This window comes from Mesorhizobium sp. B1-1-1, assembly GCF_006442955.1.
In the GTDB taxonomy this organism is placed as follows: Bacteria; Pseudomonadota; Alphaproteobacteria; order Rhizobiales; family Rhizobiaceae; genus Mesorhizobium.
Genome location: NZ_VFWW01000006.1, coordinates 417,964 through 438,833 on the forward strand (window position 1 = coordinate 417,964; position 20,870 = coordinate 438,833).

The 20,870-nt window shown below is 63.1% G+C and carries 22 protein-coding genes; 13 read left to right on the forward strand and 9 right to left on the reverse strand.

What is annotated here, in order from left to right; genetic code table 11:
• Nucleotides 1-213: 213 nt before the first annotated feature.
• A complete protein-coding gene (locus FJ986_RS15245; RefSeq protein WP_140584172.1) occupies nt 214-3,162 on the forward strand; it encodes a ribonuclease E/G in 2,949 nt (982 codons plus the stop codon).
• Between the two features lie 93 nt (nt 3,163-3,255).
• Here FJ986_RS15245 and FJ986_RS15250 read toward each other — a convergent pair whose 3' ends face one another.
• Entirely contained in the window at nt 3,256-4,185 is a 930-nt protein-coding gene (locus FJ986_RS15250; protein ID WP_140517635.1) for a glutaminase, read from the reverse strand.
• A 4-nt stretch (nt 4,186-4,189) separates the two neighbouring features.
• The gene (locus tag FJ986_RS15255) at nt 4,190-5,338 is read right to left on the reverse strand and encodes an aminotransferase class I/II-fold pyridoxal phosphate-dependent enzyme (RefSeq protein ID WP_140517636.1); all 1,149 of its coding nucleotides are present in this window, start codon (nt 5,336-5,338) and stop codon (nt 4,190-4,192) included.
• 146 nt (nt 5,339-5,484) lie between these two features.
• Between FJ986_RS15255 and FJ986_RS15260 the strand changes: the two genes are divergently transcribed.
• The 6 genes from FJ986_RS15260 (at nt 5,485) to aat (ending at nt 10,809) form a co-directional block, all read left to right on the forward strand.
• On the forward strand, nt 5,485-6,876 hold the full coding sequence (locus FJ986_RS15260) for a M48 family metalloprotease (protein WP_140674820.1): 1,392 nt from the start codon (nt 5,485-5,487) through the stop codon (nt 6,874-6,876).
• A 62-nt stretch (nt 6,877-6,938) separates the two neighbouring features.
• The gene (locus tag FJ986_RS15265) at nt 6,939-7,742 is read left to right on the forward strand and encodes a DsbA family protein (protein WP_140522128.1); all 804 of its coding nucleotides are present in this window, start codon (nt 6,939-6,941) and stop codon (nt 7,740-7,742) included.
• A gap of 145 nt (nt 7,743-7,887) precedes the next feature.
• Nucleotides 7,888-8,322 (forward strand): type II 3-dehydroquinate dehydratase, encoded by a 435-nt coding sequence (gene aroQ / locus FJ986_RS15270; protein ID WP_140493659.1) that lies wholly within the window; start codon nt 7,888-7,890, stop codon nt 8,320-8,322.
• A gap of 26 nt (nt 8,323-8,348) precedes the next feature.
• Complete coding sequence (gene accB, locus FJ986_RS15275) at nt 8,349-8,810, forward strand: acetyl-CoA carboxylase biotin carboxyl carrier protein (protein WP_140561025.1); 462 nt, start codon at nt 8,349-8,351, stop codon at nt 8,808-8,810.
• Nucleotides 8,811-8,820: 10 nt separating this feature from the next.
• Nucleotides 8,821-10,164, forward strand: coding sequence for an acetyl-CoA carboxylase biotin carboxylase subunit (gene accC, locus FJ986_RS15280; protein ID WP_140493663.1), 1,344 nt, complete (start codon nt 8,821-8,823; stop codon nt 10,162-10,164).
• 27 nt (nt 10,165-10,191) lie between these two features.
• Nucleotides 10,192-10,809: a leucyl/phenylalanyl-tRNA--protein transferase gene (gene aat, locus FJ986_RS15285; RefSeq protein ID WP_140517639.1), complete on the forward strand. Its 618-nt coding sequence runs from the start codon at nt 10,192-10,194 to the stop codon at nt 10,807-10,809.
• 12 nt (nt 10,810-10,821) lie between these two features.
• On the opposite strand, the gene FJ986_RS15290 is transcribed toward aat, so the two are convergent.
• From FJ986_RS15290 to FJ986_RS15300, 3 genes are all read right to left on the reverse strand, one after another.
• The gene (locus FJ986_RS15290; RefSeq protein ID WP_140558688.1) at nt 10,822-11,205 is read right to left on the reverse strand and encodes a hypothetical protein; all 384 of its coding nucleotides are present in this window, start codon (nt 11,203-11,205) and stop codon (nt 10,822-10,824) included.
• Nucleotides 11,206-11,278: 73 nt separating this feature from the next.
• Entirely contained in the window at nt 11,279-11,836 is a 558-nt protein-coding gene (locus FJ986_RS15295; RefSeq protein WP_140558687.1) for a DUF2155 domain-containing protein, read from the reverse strand.
• A 116-nt stretch (nt 11,837-11,952) separates the two neighbouring features.
• Entirely contained in the window at nt 11,953-12,351 is a 399-nt protein-coding gene (locus FJ986_RS15300; protein WP_140493670.1) for an NADH:ubiquinone oxidoreductase subunit NDUFA12, read from the reverse strand.
• A 231-nt stretch (nt 12,352-12,582) separates the two neighbouring features.
• On the opposite strand from FJ986_RS15300, the gene panB reads away from it, so the two are divergent.
• Together panB and panC are read left to right on the forward strand one after the other, a co-directional pair.
• Nucleotides 12,583-13,425, forward strand: coding sequence for a 3-methyl-2-oxobutanoate hydroxymethyltransferase (gene panB, locus FJ986_RS15305; RefSeq protein ID WP_140517641.1), 843 nt, complete (start codon nt 12,583-12,585; stop codon nt 13,423-13,425).
• Nucleotides 13,422-14,273 (forward strand): pantoate--beta-alanine ligase, encoded by an 852-nt coding sequence (gene panC, locus FJ986_RS15310; protein WP_140517642.1) that lies wholly within the window; start codon nt 13,422-13,424, stop codon nt 14,271-14,273. The genes panB and panC overlap by 4 nt, the downstream gene beginning before the upstream one ends.
• A gap of 56 nt (nt 14,274-14,329) precedes the next feature.
• Here the strand turns inward: panC and FJ986_RS15315 are convergent, their stop codons facing one another.
• Both FJ986_RS15315 and gatB read right to left on the reverse strand, forming a co-directional pair.
• On the reverse strand, nt 14,330-14,824 hold the full coding sequence (locus FJ986_RS15315; RefSeq protein WP_140561020.1) for a GNAT family N-acetyltransferase: 495 nt from the start codon (nt 14,822-14,824) through the stop codon (nt 14,330-14,332).
• Between the two features lie 3 nt (nt 14,825-14,827).
• A complete protein-coding gene (gatB, locus tag FJ986_RS15320) occupies nt 14,828-16,327 on the reverse strand; it encodes an Asp-tRNA(Asn)/Glu-tRNA(Gln) amidotransferase subunit GatB (protein ID WP_140674823.1) in 1,500 nt (499 codons plus the stop codon).
• 290 nt (nt 16,328-16,617) lie between these two features.
• On the opposite strand from gatB, the gene FJ986_RS15330 reads away from it, so the two are divergent.
• A complete protein-coding gene (locus FJ986_RS15330; RefSeq protein WP_140517645.1) occupies nt 16,618-16,875 on the forward strand; it encodes a YjhX family toxin in 258 nt (85 codons plus the stop codon).
• 45 nt (nt 16,876-16,920) lie between these two features.
• Here FJ986_RS15330 and FJ986_RS15335 read toward each other — a convergent pair whose 3' ends face one another.
• Both FJ986_RS15335 and FJ986_RS15340 read right to left on the reverse strand, forming a co-directional pair.
• Entirely contained in the window at nt 16,921-17,352 is a 432-nt protein-coding gene (locus tag FJ986_RS15335) for a CBS domain-containing protein (protein WP_140493682.1), read from the reverse strand.
• An 87-nt stretch (nt 17,353-17,439) separates the two neighbouring features.
• Nucleotides 17,440-18,198, reverse strand: coding sequence for a rhomboid family intramembrane serine protease (locus FJ986_RS15340; protein ID WP_140561017.1), 759 nt, complete (start codon nt 18,196-18,198; stop codon nt 17,440-17,442).
• 401 nt (nt 18,199-18,599) lie between these two features.
• Between FJ986_RS15340 and FJ986_RS15345 the strand changes: the two genes are divergently transcribed.
• The 3 genes from FJ986_RS15345 to FJ986_RS15355 all read left to right on the forward strand — a co-directional run bounded on the left by FJ986_RS15345 (nt 18,600) and on the right by FJ986_RS15355 (nt 20,771).
• On the forward strand, nt 18,600-19,232 hold the full coding sequence (locus FJ986_RS15345) for a PAS domain-containing protein (RefSeq protein WP_140493687.1): 633 nt from the start codon (nt 18,600-18,602) through the stop codon (nt 19,230-19,232).
• 119 nt (nt 19,233-19,351) lie between these two features.
• Nucleotides 19,352-19,969 (forward strand): PilZ domain-containing protein, encoded by a 618-nt coding sequence (locus tag FJ986_RS15350; protein ID WP_140674826.1) that lies wholly within the window; start codon nt 19,352-19,354, stop codon nt 19,967-19,969.
• Between the two features lie 193 nt (nt 19,970-20,162).
• Nucleotides 20,163-20,771: a transglutaminase-like cysteine peptidase gene (locus FJ986_RS15355; protein WP_140517647.1), complete on the forward strand. Its 609-nt coding sequence runs from the start codon at nt 20,163-20,165 to the stop codon at nt 20,769-20,771.
• The last annotated feature ends 99 nt before the right edge of the window (nt 20,772-20,870 follow it).

Genomic DNA, 20,870 nt, shown 5'->3' on the forward strand with positions numbered 1-20,870 from the left:
TTCAAAAGGTTCTGCTGGTGACGATGGCTTCAAGCGCAATCATGGAAAGGTCCGCATCAAACCGCGCCAATATGGCTGCGGGCGGCACCGCCATGGCGCGCAGGCACCGTCCGGCGGACATTCAGACATCCGGCACCCACATTCATCCAGACACACAGCAGCGGCCCTTGCGCCGCAAGCTGCGGCTGACGGCTGCCGGGGGGAAACGAAATAATGCCCAACAAAATGCTGATAGACGCCTCCCACCCGGAGGAAACACGCGTTGTCGTCGTACGCGGTAATCGTATCGAAGAATTCGACTTTGAATCACAGGACAAGAAGCAGCTCAAAGGAAACATCTATCTCGCCCGCGTAACGCGCGTCGAACCCTCCCTTCAGGCAGCCTTTGTCGAATATGGCGGCAACCGTCACGGTTTCCTCGCCTTCAGTGAAATACACCCCGACTACTACCAGATCCCCGTCGCCGACCGTCAGGCGCTGCTGCGCGCCGAAGCGCAGGAAGCCGAGGACGAGGACGATGAGGACGGCGAAGGCGACGACCGCCAGAGCCGCGATCGCGGCCGGCGCGGGCGCCGGCGCGGCGGCAAGGGCCGCGACCGCGCAGAACACAAGCGCGATGCGAGCGGGGCCGATGCCGACGAGGCAACCGAAACGGCCGGCGAGGCAGGCGACGCCGACAATGGCAATGACGCCGTCTCGGAGAACACTTCCCACGGTTCGGAAACCATCGAACATGCGGCCGATATCCCGGAACAGGCCGCGGATGCATCCAATCATGGCGAAGCCTCCCCCGAGCAGAGCGACGAATCGTCCGGACAGGACGAAGGCGAGACCCGCGAGGGCGGCCCGACGTCGATCGCCGCCTCCGTCGACGCCGACGTGATTTCCGAACCCGTCCCGCTGACGGAACAGGGCAGTGAATCCAGCGACGATGATCGCGGCATGCTGGAAGAGGTTCAGTCTTCGCATCCGGACGATCACGAGGTCGAATCGGTCGGCGCCGAGGATGCCCTGGAGGAAGCGCGCAACCGCCGCAAGCCGATGCGCCGCCAGTACAAGATCCAGGAAGTGATCAAGCGCCGCCAGATCCTGCTGGTGCAGGTTGTCAAGGAAGAGCGCGGCAACAAGGGCGCAGCGCTCACCACCTATCTGTCGCTTGCCGGCCGCTATTCCGTGCTGATGCCGAACACGGCGCGCGGCGGCGGAATTTCGCGCAAGATCACCAGTGCTGTGGACCGCAAGCGCCTCAAGGAAGTGGTCGCCGATCTCGAAGTGCCGCAAGGCATGGGCGTCATCCTGCGCACCGCAGGCGAGAGCCGCACCAAGGCCGAGATCAAGCGCGATTACGAATATCTGATGCGGCTTTGGGAGAACGTGCGCAATCTCACGCTCCAGTCCACGGCCCCTGCCCTCGTCTACGAGGAAGGCAGCCTGATCAAGCGTTCGGTGCGCGACCTCTATAACAAGGACATCGACGAGATCCTCGTCTCCGGCGAAGAGGGCTACCGCGAGGCCAAGGACTTCATGCGCATGCTGATGCCGAGCCACGCGAAGGTGGTTCAGCCGTTCCGCGATACGACGCCGATCTTCGTGCGCAATGGCATCGAGGCGCAGCTTGACCGCATGCTGCAGCCGCAAGTGACGCTGAAGAGCGGCGGCTACATCATCATCAACCAGACCGAGGCGCTGGTCGCCATCGACGTCAATTCGGGCCGCTCGACCAAGGAGCACTCGATCGAGGACACCGCGCTCCACACCAATCTGGAAGCGGCGGAGGAAGTCGCCCGCCAGCTCAGGCTGCGCGACCTTGCCGGCCTGATCGTCATCGACTTCATCGACATGGAGGAGAACCGCAACAACCGTGCCGTCGAGAAGCGGTTGAAGGATCATCTCAAGAACGACCGCGCGCGCATCCAGGTCGGCCGCATCTCGCATTTCGGCCTGATGGAGATGTCGCGCCAGCGCATCCGCGCCAGCGTGCTGGAATCGACCATGAAGCCTTGCCCGCATTGCGGCGGCACCGGCCATGTGCGCTCCGATTCGTCTGTCGCGCTGATGGTGGTCAGGGCGATCGAGGAGTTCCTGCTCAAGGATTCGCGCAGCCACATCACGGTTCGCACGCCCGCGGCGACCGCGCTCTATGTGCTCAACCACAAGCGCGGCACGCTGGTGGAACTGGAAAGCCGCTTCGGCCTGACCATCACGCTCGAGGCCGACGACACGGTCGGTTCGCAGCATTATGCGATCTTCCGCGGCGCGCTGGCCGAAAAGCCTGAAGGCTTCGTCGAGGCACGCACCCTGCCGGCCTATGTCGAACCGGAAGAGCCCGAGGATGAGACCATCGTCGAGGAGGAAGACGAAGCACCGGCCCAGGCCGAACAGCCGCGTCAGCCGCAGCAAGGTCAGCACCAGCAGAGGCCCGGCGAAGAGGGCGAAGGCCGCGACCGCAAGCGCCGCAAGCGTCGCAGACGCCGCGGCGGCAAGGATCGCGATCGAGAACATGGCCACACCGACGGTGCTTCCGTGTCGGCGCAGGCCGACGAGTTGTCCACATCGGAAAGCCCGGTGAGCCGTGACGAGGCGGAAGCCGGCGACGAGGCTCCGGTCCCCGCGGCCGGAACTGCCGAAACGGCGGAAGCATCCGACGAGGGCCAGGGCAAGAAGCGTCGCCGCGGCAAGCGCGGCGGCAAACGCAACCGGCGCGAGGACGGCGAAGGCGAGGCCGAGGCAAGCGCCGATGAAGCGACCGAACCTTCCGGGGTCGATGCTTCCGAAAGCGAGCCTGCGATCGAGCCGGTAACCGTCGTGGCTGCGGAAGAGCCGGTGGCTCCAGTGAGCGACGAGGCGACGACCGCCGAGAAGCCCAAGAAGCCGCGGCGCGCAGCCAAGCCGAAGAAGGCAGCCGCCGAGGCTGTCGCCGAGGAGCCGATCGCTGAACTGGCCGTTCCGGCACCCGCCGAGACGCCAGCCACGGCATCGGACGAGGCGGCGGCAGCGACCGCCGAGGAAACACCGAAGGCCCGTCCGTCACGACGCAAGCCGGCGGCCATCGATGCGCCGATCGTGCCGGTGGTTTCCTCGACCGTCGCCGAAGAGCCGGAAACCAAGACCGAAGAGAAGCCGAAGCGCGCCGGCTGGTGGCAGCGGAAAGGTTTCTTCTGAGATTTCAGCCCTTTGAACTGACTTCCTGAATAAAAAAAATCCCGCGCCGGTCGAAAGACGGCGCGGGATTTTCATATCCGGTTTGCCGGAACGTTACGGCGCGAAGATCGACCAGTTCATCATCCTGGCGAGCTTCTCCAGGGCGATCGAGCCCAGCTTGGAATTGCCGTTGGCGTTGAGGCCGGGCGACCAGACGGCGAGCGAGGCGACGCCGGGCACGATGCCCAATATGCCGCCGCCGACGCCGCTCTTGCCCGGAATGCCGACGCGGAAGGCAAAATCACCGGAGCCGTCATAGTGGCCGCAGGTCAGCATCATGGCGCCGATGCGGCGTGCCCGCTCGACCGACACCACGGAATGTCCGGTCGCCGGATTTTTGCCGCCATTGGCGAGGAACCGGCCGGCCATCGCCAGCTGCCGGCAGCTCATGGCGATGGCGCAATGGTGGAAATAGACGCCGAGCGCCAGCTCCGGCGCATGATGAAGATTCCCGAAGGATTTCATGTAGTTGGCGAGCGCGAAGTTGCGATAGCCGGTGGCGCGCTCCGACGCTGCCACCTCGCGGTCGATGATGATGGTCTCGTCGTCGGCGAGGAACTGGATGAAGCGCAGGATCTCGCCGATCGCCTCGCGCGGCTGGTGGCCGGCAAGCAGGATGTCGGAGATGACAATGGCGCCGGCATTGATGAAGGGATTGCGCGGAATGCCGTTCTCATGCTCGAGCTGCACGATCGAGTTGAACGGATTGCCCGAAGGCTCGCGCCCTACCCGCTTCCACAGCGCGTCGCCGACATTGCCCAGCGCCAGCGTCAAGGTGAACACTTTCGAGATGCTCTGGATCGAAAAGGGCTGGTCGGCGTCGCCCGCCATCAGCACACGGCCGTCATTGGTGACGGCTGCGATGCCGAATTTCTTGGGATCAACCTTGCCGAGTTGCGGGATATAGGTGGCGACCTCGCCGCGATCGGTGCGTTCGGCCATTTCGACCGCGACTTCGGCCAGGGCCTGCTCGAGTTCCGGCATGGATCTACCTCAGCCAGCGTTCGATGCGCGCCAATGCCTCGACCATGTCGTCATGGCTGCCGGCATAGGAGAAACGCATAGTGCGGTGCCCGGCCTGGGTGTCGAAATCACGGCCGGGCGTGGCCGCGACATGCGCCTCGGCCAGCATCTTGCGGGCGAAAGCCATGCTGTCATTGCTGTGCCGGGTGACGTCGCAAAAGGCATAGAAGGCGCCATCCATCGGTGCGGCCAGCGGAAAGCCGAGCTCCGGCAGACGCGTCATCAGGAGCTCGCGGTTCCAGGCATAGCGACCCTTGACCGCTTCCAGCTCCTCGGTAGCGGCAAAGGCCTCGATTGCGGCGACCTGCGACAGTTCCGGCGGCGAGATGTAGAGGCTCTGCGCAATGCGCTCGATGGGCCGCACCAGCGCTTCCGGCAGCACCATCCAGCCGATGCGCCAGCCGGTCATGCAATAGTATTTCGAGAAGGAGTTGATCGCCGTGACACCGGTGCCAAAGGCGAGTGCCGTGGTGTCGGGCGCCGCATAGGCCAGCCGGTGGTAGATCTCGTCGGAGATGACGGCAATGCCGAGCGCCTCCGCCGTCCGGACCAGGTCCGCGAGATCATCGGCCGGAATGACCGCGCCGGTCGGGTTGGCGGGACTTGCGAACAGCACGCCCTTCAGCGGTTTTTCGCGATGCGCGGTCTCCAGGTGAGCGGCATGAAGATAGGCCGCGTCGCCGAGCTCTATCTCGATCACTTCGATGCCGAGCGCCGCCATGATGTTGCGATAGGCGGGGTAGCCCGGCGCTGCGATGGCGACCCGGTCACCAGGATCGAACATTGCCAGGAAGGCGAGATTGAAGGCGGCCGAGGATCCCGTGGTGACCGCGATCCGGTCGGGCGCGACATCAAGCCCGTAGTGATCCCCATAGTGTTCCGCGATCGCCTTGCGCAATCCAGCCAGGCCCAGCGCATCGGTATAGCCAATACGCCCGTCCTGCAAAGCCCTGGCCGCCGCGGCACGAACGCGGGCCGGAGCCGGATCGGACGGCTGGCCGACGGCCATGGAAATGACCGGCGCGCCCGTCGCTCTCAGCCGGTTCGCCTCGGCCAGCACATCCATGGCGTGGAAGGGTTCGACATTGCCACGGCGTGAGAGCGAAACGACCATTTTGACCTCGATCCGACGATTGAGCGCACCACGTCCTGGCGCATGCGCCGCACAAATGCCCAATTGGTGTGAGGATCACAAGTTGAGGAAGTTTTTCCGGTGCCGACTTTTCATCTTTCGCCCGCTCGTCTACCAGTGGACACGTCATGTTGAGCCGACCCAAATCGATGGTTGCCTGGGTAGCGCGCGTCGTTGCGACGCTTTCGCTTGGCGTCGCCGTCGCGGTGTCTGGTTCCATCAGCGCCTTGGCCCAGAACGTGCCGGTGGTGCGCGATGCCGAGATCGAGGCGCTGGTGCGCGACTACGCCCGCCCGATCTTCAAGGCCGCCGGTCTGGCGAATGACGGCATCGACATCGTCCTGGTCAACGACCAGAGCTTCAATGCCTTCGTCACCGGACGCAGGCTGTTCATCAACACGGGCGCCTTGATGGAAGCCGAAACGCCCAACGAGATCATCGGCGTCATCGCCCACGAGGCCGGCCATATCGCTGGCGGCCACCAGCAGAAACTGCGTGACCAGCTCGAGCGCGCCAAGACGATGGCCATCATCGCAACCTTGCTGGGCGCCGGCGCCATGGTCGCCGGGGCGACCACCAACAGCCGCGGACTTGCCGGCGCCGGCGTGGGCGTGGCGGCTGGCGGCGGCGAGATGGCGCAGCGCAGCATTCTCGCCTATCAGCGCACCGAGGAAATGACGGCCGACCGCTCGGCGATCACCTATCTCAACGCCACCGGCCAGTCCGGCATGGGCATGCTGAAGACGTTTCAGCGTTTCCAGACGGCCTTGTCGCTGTCGGGCGCGCAGGTCGATCCCTACCGGATCAGCCATCCAATGCCGCGCGATCGAATCTCCAACCTCGAAGTGCTGGTCAAGCAGAGCCCCTATCTCGACAAGGTCGATGCGCCGGCACTGCAATTGCGCCACGACATGATGCGGGTGAAGATCGCTGTCTACATGGAAGGCCAGGCCGCCGCGTCGCGGCTGATGCGAAAGATGCAGGGCAGCCTTGCCGCGCAGTATGGCGAGGCCCAATCGGCCTATCTTTTCGGCAACATCGCCACCGCACTCGCCAAGACCAACGCCTTGATCAAAGCCCAGCCCGGCAACGCCTATTTCCAGGAATTGCGCGGCGATATATTGATGAAGGCGAACAAGCCCAAGGAAGCTGCCGATGCCTACGCCAAGGCAGTCAGCCTCGACAAGGCGCGATCTGGATTGCTGCCGGTTTCGCTCGGCCAGGCGTTGATGGCGACGGGCACCCCAGACGCTCTGAAAAAGGCCGTGGTGCAGATCAACAACGGCTTGCGACGCGACAAGGAAAATTCCGTGGGATACCGCTATCTGGCGCAGGCCTATGGCGAATTGGGAGACATACCGGGCGCCGAGCTCGCCACGGCCGAGGGTCATTTCTATTCCGGTAACTACAAGGATGCGAAGATCTTCGCCATGCGAGCGCAGCAGCAACTCAAACGCGGCGAGCCGCGATGGATACGCGCCCAGGACATCATAAACTACAAGCCGTCGGGCAAGGTATAGTGAACCTTCCGGCCGTGCGCTGCGACGCAGCCAGACCGGAAAACAGGCAAAGGAACGGAACGATGAAAAAGGCACTGCTGCTGGGCACCACGGGAGTTGCGATAGCCCTTGCCATGCTGGCGTTCGGTTTCGTGGCCGGCAGCCCGCAAATCGCGGAAGCCGGTGCGGCGCAACCGCTTCAGACGGCAGCGGACGATACCAAGATCGACCGCACCGAGGTCGAAGGCATCATCCGCGATTATCTCCTGAAGAATCCGGAAGTGCTGCTGGAAGTCCAGGATGCGCTCGAGGCCAAGCAGAAGGAAGAGCAGCGCATTGCCCATCTCGGCGTCATCAAGGGCGCCAAGGAGCAGATCTTCAACTCCTCCTTCGACGGCGTGGTCGGGAACCCGAACGGCAAGGTCACGATCGTCGAGTTCTACGACTACAATTGCGGCTTCTGCAAACGCGCCATCGAAGACATGCAGGCGCTGACCAAGGCCGATCCGGACCTGCGTTTCGTGCTCAAGGAGTTCCCGATCCTCGGCCCGGATTCGCAGAAGGCCAGCGTCGTCTCGATGGCCTTCCACCTGATGATGCCGCAGAAGTACGGTGAGTTCCACAATGCGCTGCTCGGCGGCCAGGGACGCGCCACCGAGGCGGCGGCGATCAAGGTCGCGCTTTCGCTCGGCGCCGATGAAGCGACGCTGCGTGAAAAGATGAAGGACCCGTCCATCACCGAAGCCTTCTCCAAGACCTACGATCTCGCCAACAAGCTGGCGATCACCGGAACGCCGTCCTATGTCGTCGGCAACGAGGTCGTGTTCGGGGCGCTCGGACAGGAAGTCCTGGCGGAGAAGATCGAGGCGGCGAAAGCCGCGCTTTGATCGGCCGCGGGTTTTCTTCACGGGCGCATTTCTGCCTGTTGTGGACAGTGAAAGAACGCACTTGCGCTCTTTCCGCGGGCGTCTATGCCCATTATAGAGGGCCCAGCGCCGGTTTGACGCCGGTGCCGGAAAAGGTCGGCATTTTTTGAAAACGGTTTTCGTCCTGAACGGTCCCAATCTCAACGCGCTCGGCAAGCGCGAGCCTGGCATCTATGGCGGCAAGACGCTTGCCACCATCGCGGACGACTGCAGAGAGGCCGGCGCGGCGCTCGGGCTCGAAATCGATTTCCGCCAGTCGAACCACGAGGGCGACCTCGTCGACTGGATCCAGGAAGCCGGCGACAAGGCCGCCGGCATCGTCATCAATCCCGGCGCCTATAGCCACACCTCGATCGCGATTCACGACGCCATTCGTTCCGTGGCGCCGCTGCCGGTCGCCGAGGTCCATCTTTCCAATATCCATGCGCGGGAATCATTCCGCCACGTCTCCATGGTCGCGCCGGTCGCTGTCGGCATGATCTGTGGCTTTGGGCCGCTCGGCTACACGCTGGCGCTGCAGGCGCTGGCCGCACGCCTATGACCGGCCAACAAACAGAAGGCTCGAAAATGTCGATAAAGAAGACCGGTGTTGACCAGCAGCTGATCCGCGACCTGGCGGGCATACTGAACGACACCAATCTCACCGAGATCGAAGTCGAGCTGGGTGACCTGAAGGTGCGCGTATCGCGGCAGGCGCCGGCGGTTCACGCGATAGCCGCGCCGCAGCCGGCCTTTGCGCCGGCGCCGGCGGCCCAATCTGCCACCGCAGCCGTTCCGGCCGCGGCCGACGTGTCGAAAAACGCCGTGGCCTCCCCCATGGTCGGCACTGCCTATCTAGCGCCCTCGCCGGATGCCAAGCCGTTCATCGAGATCGGCCAGAACGTCAAGGAAGGGCAGACGCTGCTGATCATCGAAGCGATGAAGACGATGAACCAGATCCCCTCGCCACGCGCCGGCACGGTGACGGCGATCCTGTTCGAGGACGCACAGCCGGTCGAATACGGCATGCCGCTCGTCGTGATCGAGTAGAGCGGCCCTAATGTTCCAGAAGATTCTCATCGCCAATCGCGGCGAAATCGCGCTTCGGGTGCTGCGTGCCTGCAAGGAGCTTGGCATCCAGACGGTGGTGGTGCACTCGACCGCCGACGCCGACGCCATGCATGTTCGGCTCGCCGACGAGAGCGTATGCATCGGGCCACCGCCATCGCGCGACAGCTACCTCAATATCCACCAGATCGTCGCCGCCTGCGAGATCACCGGCGCCGACGCCGTGCATCCCGGCTACGGTTTCCTGTCGGAGAACGCCAAGTTTTCCGACATATTGGCCGCGCATAACATTACCTTTATCGGTCCGACCGGCGACCATATCCGCATCATGGGCGACAAGATCGAAGCCAAGCGCACCGCCAAGCGCCTCGGCATCCCGGTGGTTCCCGGCTCCGATGGTGCGGTGACCGAGGAAAAGGAGGCCAAGCGCATCGCCGCAGAGATCGGCTATCCCGTGATCATCAAGGCGTCGGCCGGCGGCGGCGGACGCGGCATGAAAGTGGCGCATACCGAGGCCGACCTCGAAGTCGCCTTGCAGACGGCCCGCTCGGAAGCAGGCGCGGCCTTCGGCGATGACGCCGTCTATATTGAAAAGTACCTGCAAAAGCCGCGCCATATCGAGGTTCAGGTGTTCGGCGACGGCTTTGGCCGGGGCGTGCATTTCGGCGAGCGCGACTGCTCCTTGCAGCGTCGCCACCAGAAAGTCTGGGAAGAGGCCAACTCACCCGCGCTAAACGCCGAGGAACGCTCGCGCATCGGCGATATCTGCGCCAACGCCATCGCCGACCTCGGCTATTCCGGCGCCGGCACGATCGAGTTCCTCTACGAGAATGGCGAGTTCTATTTCATCGAGATGAACACGCGCCTGCAGGTAGAGCATCCGGTGACGGAGGCTATCACTGGCATCGATCTGGTGCATGAGCAGATCCGTGTCGCCTCGGGCGGCGGTCTTTCGGTCAAGCAGGAAGACATCCGCTTCCAGGGCCATGCCATCGAGTGCCGCATCAATGCAGAGGATCCGCGCACCTTCACGCCCTCGCCCGGCACGATCACCCATTTCCACACGCCAGGCGGCCTTGGCATCCGTGTCGATTCCGGCGTGTATTCAGGGTACAAGATCCCGCCTTACTACGACAGCCTGATCGGCAAGCTGATCGTGCACGGGCGCAACCGCGTCGAATGCATGATGCGGCTGCGCCGGGCACTGGACGAATTCGTCGTCGACGGAATCAAGACGACGTTGCCGCTGTTTCGCGACCTCGTCGGCAACGCCGACATCGCCAATGGCGACTATGACATCCACTGGCTGGAAAAATATCTGGCCAAAGGCGAATAGCCCCGGACTTGCCGCTATAATGAAGCGATGACTCGCCCCTACGCGCCAGGCTATCGTATCCCGACCGACCTTCTGCTCAAGGCCTACGCCTCGGGCGTCTTCCCGATGGCCGAAAGCGCCGCCGACCCGGAAGTGTTCTGGGTGCGGCCGGAGACGCGCGGCATCATTCCGCTCGACCGCTTCCACACGCCGAAAAGTCTGAAGAAGGCGCTTCGGCGAAACCTCTTCGACATCCGTTTCGACTTCGATTTCGAGGCGACGATCGATGGCTGCGCCGAAAGGCGCGAGGAGCGCCGTTCCACCTGGATCAACGCGCCGATCCGGGAGGCCTATGTGCAGTTGCATCGCATCGGCCATTGCCATTCTGTCGAGGCCTGGCGCGAGGAGCGGCTGGTCGGCGGCCTCTACGGTGTCTCCCTGGGGAGGGTGTTCTTCGGCGAAAGCATGTTTTCCCGGGAAACGGATGCTTCGAAGATCTGCCTTGTGCATCTCGTCGAACGCCTGCAGGCGCGCGGTTTCGCGCTGCTCGACACGCAGTTCACCACCGAACACCTCAAGCGCTTCGGCGCAATCGACGTGCCGCGCGGCAAATACGAGAAGATGCTGGCCGACGCGCTGAAGGGTGAAGCGGTGTTTTTCCCCTGATGATCCAGCCCGTCAGCGGACCTTCGTTTCCAGCGGAGCCTGCGAATGGAACATCATCTTCCAGCCGTTGACGCGATGGACATAGCCGGTGCTGACCAGCGCCGCGTAGGCTTCGCCATTGCCCTTCACGGCATGCGCCTCATAGGCCAGGATGACGATGTCGCTGCCTGGTTCGACCACGCCCTTGAGATCGATCTCGAGATCACGCCATCGCTTGGGATCGGCGGCGGTTTCGGCGAGATCGGCATTGCTCATGGTCTGGGCCATCCGCGGAAATGCCACGAGGCACTCGGTGTCGGCATTGGCCGCGAAAAATGCCGAATCGCCTGTCCAGAAGCCCTTTTCGAGCTCAAGCAGTTCCTTGATGCTGGCGGTGATCCGCTTTCTGGCAGACATCGGAAAATCCTCCCGGCGCGCATCGTGTGGCCGTCAGGGCCCAACGCGTTGCCCTCAGGGCGGTTCCGAAGGATCAGTTGGTGCTGGTCGTAGGCGGTTCCGTGGCTTCCGGTTCGGCCGCAGCCGGAGCGGCCGTGGCATTCGGCTGGGCCGTATCGGGCTTGGCCGCATCGGTCTTGGCCGAATCGGGCGCTGGCACATCCGACTTCTGCTTGCAGGCCTTCAGCCAGACGTCATAGACGGCATGCTCGACGGCATTGAGACCAGGGCTTTCGGCAAACATCCAGCCAGTGAAGATGCGGCGGATCTTGCGGTCGAGCGTGATCTCGTCGACTTCGACAAAAGAATCGGTCTTCGGCTCCTCGTTCTGCGGCCGGGAGTAGCAGACGCGCGGCGTCACCTGCAAAGCACCGAACTGCACCGTCTCGTCGATATAGACGTCGAAGGTGATGATGCGGCCGGTGATCTTGTCGATGCCGGCGAATTCGGCGACCGGGTTGGTGATTCGGTCCGATCCCGGCGCCGGCGCGGGTGCGGCCGGCGTTGGCGAAGCGGCAAGTGCCGCGGTGCCAAAGGTGAGCCCGGCGGCTACTATCAGTGCGCCCATCGATGTCAGGCTGAAAATGCTCATGCAGGGATACCGGTGGTTAGCGCCCGGGTGATTCTCTCTATCACAAAGGCTAGTCGCCGTTTTCTGATGAGCAAGCTGCTAGACACCAATTGTGGCGATAAAGGACCGACGCCCGCTTATGATCCGGGCGTCCAGGCGTCGTAGTCGCCGGTGACCTGCGGGCGGTGCTGGTTGGTCAGCACCGAGCCCTTCGGACGATAGGCTGAGGGCGAGCCGGTCAGGTTCGGTTGATGTGGCTTCTGCCAGTCGCGCGGCTTGTAATCGTCGCTCGGCGGCGCGACGTCGACGCGGTGATGAATCCAGCCGTGCCAGCCGGGCGGGATAGAAGAAGCCTCGGAATAATCGCGATAGATGACCCAGCGGCGCGTGCGTCCTTCGGAATCGACACCGCCTTCGTAGTAGACGTTGCCCACCTCGTCCTGCCCGACCTTCCTGCCGTGCCGCCAAGTGTGCAGGCGCGTGCCAAGCGTCTGGCCGTTCCACCAGGTGAAAAACTGCGTAAGGAAAGTCTTCATCTTCAAACCCTCGCGCCGATGGCGTCCGTTTCCTGCTTATGGCGTCAGCCCTTCGTGAAGGCAAGGGGCTTGCCGCCAAGAGGGCGCAAATGGCGCGCCGGTAAGGCGACACAAGCCGGTGATGCATTGCCGGCGCCGTATGGTGCTTGCCAACCACCCTCAGCCTTTCTAAAGCTCTGCGCGCGCGCCCGTGCGGGTATCCGGCCGACCGTTGGCCGAGGGAGGTGACGATTGGCCAGGAAATCGCCGACCGCCGACATTCGCATCGGTGCCGACGCCATTCGCCGCCGAAAGCGTGACGTGCCGATCGTCTGTCTCACCGCTTATACCTACCCCATCGCCCGCCTGCTCGACGAGCATGTCGATCTGCTCCTCGTCGGCGACAGCGTCGCAATGGTCCTGCATGGCCACAAAACGACGCTGGGCGCCTCGCTGGAGATGATGATCGCGCATGGGCAAGCGGTGATGCGCGGCTCGGCCAGGGCTTGCGTCGTCGTCGACATGCCAGCCGGCAGCTATGAGGATTCGGCTGCCCAAGCGGTTGCCTCGGCGCGGCGTATCGTTGGCGAAACCGGCTGCCAGGCTGTGAAACTCGAGGGCGGCGTCGGTATGGCCCGGCAGATCGCCGCGGTCGTCGATGCCGGCATCGCGGTCATGGGCCATATCGGCCTGCTGCCGCAATCCGTCGAGAAGGATGGCGGCTACAGGATCAAGGGCCGGACCGACGAGAATGCGGCAGCGCTGTTTGCCGATGCGCGCGCCGTCGAAGAAGCCGGCGCCTTTTCGATGGTCATCGAGGGCACGGTCGAAGCGGTCGCGGCCGAAATCACCCGCCGCATCGCCATTCCGACTATCGGCATCGGCGCGAGTGGCGTTTGCGACGGCCAGATCCTGGTCATAGACGACATGGTCGGGCTCACCGTCGACCGCGTGCCGAAATTCGTCAAGGAGTACGCCGATTTGCGCAGCGTGGTCTCGCAGGCGGCCGCACGTTACGCCAGCGAGGTACGAGACCGGACATTCCCCGGTTCCGAAAATGTGTTTTCGGCCACCTTGGGCAAGGACAACCGATGAGCCGGCCCCTCGTCGTCGACACGGTCGCCGGCCTTCGCGCGCGGATCCGCGACTGGCGGCGCGACGGCCTTCGCGTCGCCATGGTGCCGACAATGGGCGCCTTGCACGAAGGGCACCTATCGCTGGTCAGGATCGCGCTTGAAAGAGCCGAGCGCTGCATCGTCTCGATCTTTGTCAACCCGACGCAGTTCGCGCCGAGCGAGGATCTCGACAAATATCCACGTCAGCTCGCCCGCGATCTCGACCAGCTGGCTTTGGCCGGAGCCGATCTTGCCTACACGCCTGGGGTTGGTGAGATGTATCCTGCCGGCTTTGCCACCAAAATCTCGGTCGGCGGTCCCTCCGCCGGGCTCGAATCGGATTTTCGACCGACTTTTTTCGAAGGCGTCGCCACCGTCGTGGCGAAGCTGCTCCTGCAGGCGTCGCCCGACGTCGCGGTCTTTGGCGAAAAGGATTATCAGCAATTGTGCGTCGTCAGGCAGCTCTGCCGCGACCTCGACCTGCCCGTCGAAATCATCGGCGCGCCGACGATCCGCGACGCGCATGGCCTCGCCATGTCATCGCGTAACGCCTATCTCGGTGAGGCCGAACTCCAGATCGCCCGCCGGCTCAACGTGATCCTGCGCAAGGCAGCCGCGGCGCTGGCGGCCGGCGCCGACCAGAACGGCGCGACAGGCGAAGCCAGCCGCGCCCTACTCGCGGCCGGCTTCCACAAGATCGATTATGTCGAAGCTCGCGAGAGCCGGACGCTGACGCCGTGGCGCCGCGGGCACGAGGGCCGCCTGCTCGCCGCCGCCTGGCTGGGCAAGACCAGGCTGATCGACAATGTGGACGTCTCCACCAGTTAGGCTGCGGCTCGATCGCTGAATTCGACCGCCGGATTGCGCACCCGAAAGGTCCGCCGCTATGCGGCAAGCGGCCTTTCATAGACGAGCGCCGGGATAGCGGATTGGGCCGAACCGCAATTGTCGGTGCGGCCGGTCTGGACGAAGCCGTTCGCCTGGTAGAAGGCAATTGCGCGCGTGTTCTTCTCTTCCACTTCCAGCCGGATGGCGCGGGCCTCAGGGAAGCTTTCGATGATCTCGTCGAGAAGCATGCCGCCGATGCCCCGGCCCTGCAGGCCGGGCTGCACGTAAAGCTGCTTCAGCATGACCACGCCGCCGCCATCGAGCGCTTCGGCAAATGCCATGCCGCCAATGCGCTGGCCATCGTCGGCGACGAGGAACTCGCTGTTTGGCTTCGCCAGCCGCGCCTTGAGCGAGGCGATCGAATGCCACGCATCGGTGATCTCTGTCACGCGTTCGGCGCCATAGATGGCGTCGTAAGTCGCATGCCAGGTCTCGACCAGCAGCGCCCGGATGGCGGCGAGGTCGCGATCCCCGGCGGTGCGCACGAACATAGCCTACTCGATGCCCAGCTTGGCCTTGACCAGGTCATTGACGGCCTGTGGGTTGGCCTTGCCGCCGGTCGCCTTCATCACCTGGCCGACGAACCAGCCGGCCATGGTCGGCTTGGCGCGCGCCTGCTCGACCTTGTCCGGGTTGGCCGCGATCACCTCGTCCACCGCTTTTTCGATAGCGCCGGTGTCGGTAACCTGTTTCATGCCGCGGCTCTCGACCAGTTGGCGCGGGTCGCCGCCCTCGTTCCAGACGATCTCGAACAGGTCCTTGGCGATCTTGCCGGAGATGGTGCCGTCCTTGATCAGATCGATGATGGCACCGATCTGATCCGGCGAAACCGGAGCATTTTCAATATCCTTTCCAGCTTTGTTCAATTGCCCAAGCAGGTCGTTGATAACCCAGTTGGCGGCGAGCTTGCCGTCGCGGCCGGCGGCCACCTTCTCGAAATAGTCGGCGATCGGCTTTTCCGACACCAGGATCGCGGCATCGTAAGTCGAGAGGCCGAGCGAGGAGATCAATCGCGCCTTCTTGTCGTCGGGCAGTTCCGGCAGTTCCTTGGCCAGCGCTTCGACATAGGCCTGGTCGAACTCCAGCGGCAACAGATCGGGATCGGGAAAATAGCGGTAGTCGTGCGCCTCTTCCTTGGTGCGCATCGAACGGGTTTCGCCCTTGACGGCGTCGAACAGCCGCGTTTCCTGGTCGATCGTGCCGCCATCCTCGATGATGGCGATCTGCCGGCGCGCCTCGAAATCGATCGCCTGGCCTATGAAGCGGATCGAATTGACGTTCTTGATCTCGCAGCGCGTGCCGAATTCGCCGCCCGGCCGGCGCACCGAAACGTTGACGTCCGCGCGCATGGAGCCTTCGTCCATGTTGCCGTCGCAGGTGCCGAGATAGCGCACGATGGTGCGCAGCTTGGTGACATAGGCCTTGGCTTCGTCGGCCGAACGCATGTCCGGTTTCGACACGATTTCCATCAGCGCCACGCCGGAGCGGTTGAGATCGACATAGGACATGGTCGGATGCTGGTCGTGCATCGACTTGCCGGCGTCCTGCTCCAGATGCAGGCGCTCGATGCCGACCTCGATGTCCTCGAACTCGCCCTGGCGGTCCGGCCCGACGGAGACGATCACCGTGCCCTCGCCGACGATCGGCTGCTTGAACTGCGAGATCTGGTAGCCCTGCGGCAGGTCCGGGTAGAAATAGTTCTTCCGGTCGAAGACGGACTTGTGGTTGATCTGCGCCTTCAAGCCGAGGCCGGTACGGATCGCCTGCTTGACGCATTCCTCATTGATGACGGGGAGCATGCCGGGCATTGCCGCATCGACCAGGCTGACATTGGCGTTGGGGGCAGCGCCGAACGACGTCGAAGCGCCGGAAAAGAGTTTTGCTTCCGATGTCACCTGCGCATGGACCTCGAGCCCGATGATGATTTCCCAGTCGCCGGTGGCGCCGGGGATAAGGCGTTTCGCGTCGGGCGTGCGGGTGTCGATGATGCTCATGGTAGCCTGCGAATTACGGGGATCGAACTCACGTTCGGACGTGAGTTTCACGTTAAAAATTAAAGTCATTCGCTAGTGCAAACCGCATCGCGAGACAAGCGTAAAGCCGCCCGCTGGCCTTTTCCGCCGCTTTCGCCTATAGGCCATCCATCCCAATGGAGAGTGGATGTCCACTTACGCTCAGTCCCGGTAAGGCCCTGACCTTGTAGCGAGGCAGGGCAGAAAACCTGAAACCCCGCGCCGCGAAGCTTCGCGGCGGCGGCTTTTGTTGTTTTCCCGGAAACTCTCCCATGGATATTTCGCGTATTGAACAACGCGTTCTGCACCTGCTCGCGCAGGGCGGACGCATTGAGATCGAAAAAAGTGAGAAGAAACGGATCGCCTCCGTCAAATGCCTGACCCGCGACGGCTGGCACTACCCCGACGTCGATCTCGACCTGTTTCGGGAGCTGAAGCGCAAGAAGGCGGTTTCGTCGTCGGGCGGCGGCCCCTACCGCATCACGCGGCGCGGGCTCCAACTCGTCCGCTCCGAACTCGACAACAGGTAACTATCGCCCCGCCGACCGTTTGCGCGGCCGGCGGTTGCTTGCCGCTCAGGCGGTAGCGATATAGGCGCGGATTTCCTCAGCCTCGCGCTCGACATCCTCGATACGACGCTTGACCACGTCACCGATCGACACGATGCCGTCGAGCATGCCGTCCTTTTCCACCGGAAGATGGCGGAAGCGGCCCCGGGTCATGATCTCCATCACCTCGTTGACGGTGTGGTTCTCGTTGCAGATCTTCACTTTCGGCGTCATCGCGGAACGAACGGCTATGTCGAGCGCGGCAGCGCCTTCCCTGGCGACGACGCGCACGATGTCGCGCTCGGACAGGATGCCGACGATCTTGCGGTCTCCATTGGTGATGACCAACGCCCCGATCCTGTGTTCGGCAAGGATACGGATGGCTTCGCTCAGTTTTTCGTTCGGCCCGAGCGTCAACACGTCGTGGCCTTTTTGCTCGAGAATGGCCTTAACCGTCATGGCGTCCTCCTCTACTCTGCCAACCGGTTCCTGCCGTGACCGGCTTTCACGTAAGAGTGAACATCGTGCGCCGCGATCGGTTGCATTTCAAGTGCGGTGGTCGGTCGTCTCCCAGTCGAGCGGCTGCCAGCGCCTGTCGAACCAGCGCAAGCTGAAGAAGCCGGCGACAAAGCCGCCAATGTGAGCCTCCCAGGCGATCTGGCTGTCGACCCCGGGGGCGAAGCCGACAAGGCCGGTCACAAGGTTGATCACCATCCAAACGGCAAGGAAGATCATCACGCCACGCGAGCGCAGCACCATTGCGATCGGCAGCACGGGGCCGGCGAAAGCGGCTTTGCCCGCCGAACGATCCGTACGGAAGCCAAAGCGTGCCGCCGCTCCCATCATGCCCGATATCGCACCGGAAGCGCCGACCAGCGGCGCTTCGCCATATGGATGCATGGCCCAGAAAAGCGCCACTGAAGCCAGTCCCGTCGCGGCGAAGAACAACGCGAACCAGAAGGCTCCGAGCCGATTGGCCAGCGGCGAGCCAAAGGCAGCGAGCCAGACCATGTTGATGGCGATATGGGCAAATCCACCATGCATGAAGGCATAGGTGAAGGGCCGCGTGAACAGGAACCAGTCGAAGCCGTATTGGCCAGTGTAGAGGACAGGGATGAAGGCTCCGTCGTAAAGCAGTGTCATTTGCTGAGCATCACTCAGCACGTATTGCTGCAACAGGTAGATGGCCACGCAAATGGCGATCACCGCCAGCACGATCGGCGGCAGGTTGAAGATCGGCTCGCGACGCGGCTCGGGCTCGCGATCCGCCTGTTCTATTTCCGGTGGGCTTACAGGTTCACTCATGTGCACTAGCACTCGGTCCAGGATTCGTTGTTGCGAGCATCTAGACCACTGCCCGCCGGACCACAAAGGGCGAATCGCCGAGCGCGAATCAAAAGTGCCGAATCAAAAGAAAGCCGTCCAAGGTTTCCCTTGAACGGCTGTCGAGTCCCCTGTTCCCCCGAACTCTTGACTGAAGTGCTGCCGATCGTCGCGAAACGACCGCTTCTGGAGTGGTTTTTGTGTGCCACGCGGCTCGACCGGGCGCAACGTAAACCACTTGTTAACCTTAACGGCCCCGACCCGTGAACAAGTGTTAACGACGCTGGCACGCTTCCTGCTCCGCAACGCATGTAGGTCATCGGAGGGCGCCCTTCTGTTCACCGATGGGACATCAGACGACAGAATGCGCGGAGCTGCTTAGCATGAACCAGAACGGATCGATCACGCTGTTCCAGTATTGGAACCGCTTGCGTGATGGACGCCCTGCCCCGAAGCGCTCGGAAGTGGAGCCGGCCGATATCAAGTCGCTGCTGGCCGACACCTTCATCCTGGAAAGGGACACGCGCGGGCAAGCGGTGTTCCGGCTGGCCGGCACAAGGCTCTGCGCCTCCTATGGCCGCGAACTCAAGGGGTTCTCCTTTCCCTCGCTGTGGCGCGAGAAGGACCAGCGGCTGGTCTCGAAGCTGATCCATGGCGTGTTCGACCAGAAATCCGTCGTGCTGATCATGTTCGAGGGCTTCAGCCGCAACGGCCGTTCCAACAAGTTCGAACTGCTTGCCTTGCCGCTGGATGGCGGCGTCGAAAACCCGCGTTGCCTTGGCGTGATCAGCGCTGTGGAGAAGCCGTTCTGGCTGGGCGCCGACCCGCTCACGGACGCGTTGATCGATTCGATCCGTGTCATCGATCCCGAAAAAGAGTTGCTGGCGAGCCGGCCGGCGATCGACGTTCCCTCGCTTGTTCCCGCCGAACTGGAGGCGCCCGAAACCATCTCCGCGCTCGGCCGAGCGCGCCGCATCCGCCACCTCGTCGTCTTCGATGGCGGGCGCGAGGAATAGTTGACGATCCTACAGCCCCGCCTGCCCGTTTTTCCCCTTTGTTAACCCGCTTTGCTGTAGTTCTGGGATGAAGTCCCTGACATCGGCGCGCGGGGATGCCAAATGGGGTGTAGGCAGTCATGAGGTTAGCGGCGGTCGACTACGCGCCGTCCCAAGCTGAGAGACGTAACTTTCAGCGCGTCCGGGTCAAGATATACGGGCGCTTCATGCTGGAAGACCGCACCGAACATCCTTGCCAGGTCGTCGATATGTCGCCGGGTAACGTCGCGTTTCGCACTGACCGCATCGGCATGCCCGGTGAAAAGGTCATCGCCTATATCGACCATATCGGCCGCATAGAAGGCGTCGTCACCCGCACCTTGCAGGACGGTTTCGCAATGACGGTGATTGCGTCGGACCGCAAGAAGGACAAGCTCGCCGCGCAATTGACGTGGCTCGCCAACAAGCACGAGCTCGATCTGCCGGAAGACCGCCGCCACGAGCGCGTCGCCCCCCGCAACCCGACCAGCATCCTGCAGCTCACCGACGGGCGTCAGTACCAGTGCCGCATCATCGACCTGTCGCTCTCCGGCGCCGCGATCGAGATCGATGTCAAGCCGGCGATCGGCGTCCAGGTCATGCTCGGCACCATGCGCGGACAGATCGTGCGTCATTTCGAGGATGGCGTCGCCATCGAATTCGCCGTCATCCAGCGGCCTGAGACGCTCGATTCGGAATTCAACACGCCGCGCGCCTGACAAGGCCCAACAGCGTCCAGATCAAAACCGGCCTCGCGGCCGGTTTTTTGTATTTCACGACAACGATTGACCACTCAAAAGTTTCAAATTTGATACCTATTCGAGGGACGTTTTACTCAATATCTACTGCGCGCTTTTGCGTCGAATAAATCCACCTGTGGCAATGTCTCCCTCGAACGGGGAGACAAAAACAATGAAGAAAACGAGAGGCAAGCTGTTGCTGATGGCAATGGCGATGCAGCTTTCCGCTTGGGGATCAGCATATGCCGCGGGACCGGCCTATATGCACACCGGCGGCCGCACCACACAGCCTGTCGGACACTATGAATTCTGCCAGCGCATACCGGGCGAATGCAGCGAGCGGACACCCAAGGGGGCGCCGGTCGAACTGACCCGCAAGCTGTGGGCGACGATCCTCAGCATCAACAATTCGGTCAATACCCGCGTCAAGCCGCGCACCGACATGGAAAACAACGGCGTCGAGGAATATTGGGCCTATCCCGACAATGGCTATGGCGATTGCGAGGACTACGCGCTGGAAAAGCGCCGCGAGCTGATGGACGCCGGCGTTCCGGCCGGCAACCTGTTGATGACGGTCGCGCGCCAGCCGAACGGTGACGGCCACGCGGTGCTGACCGTGCGCACCAGCCTCGGCGAATTCATCCTCGACAATCTGGAAACCAAGGTCCTGTCCTGGACGGACACCGACTACACCTACCTCAAGCGACAGTCGGATACCAATTCCGGCGTCTGGGTGACGATCAACGACGGCCGCGCCGACGCGGTCGCCAGCGTCCGCTGAAGGCGTCGATCCGGCACGCGTGAACCAGAGACCAGGCGCTACGCATCAACGCGATGCGCCTAAGGAGAAACCCGGTCGAGTCCCCACCCGCCCCGGGCC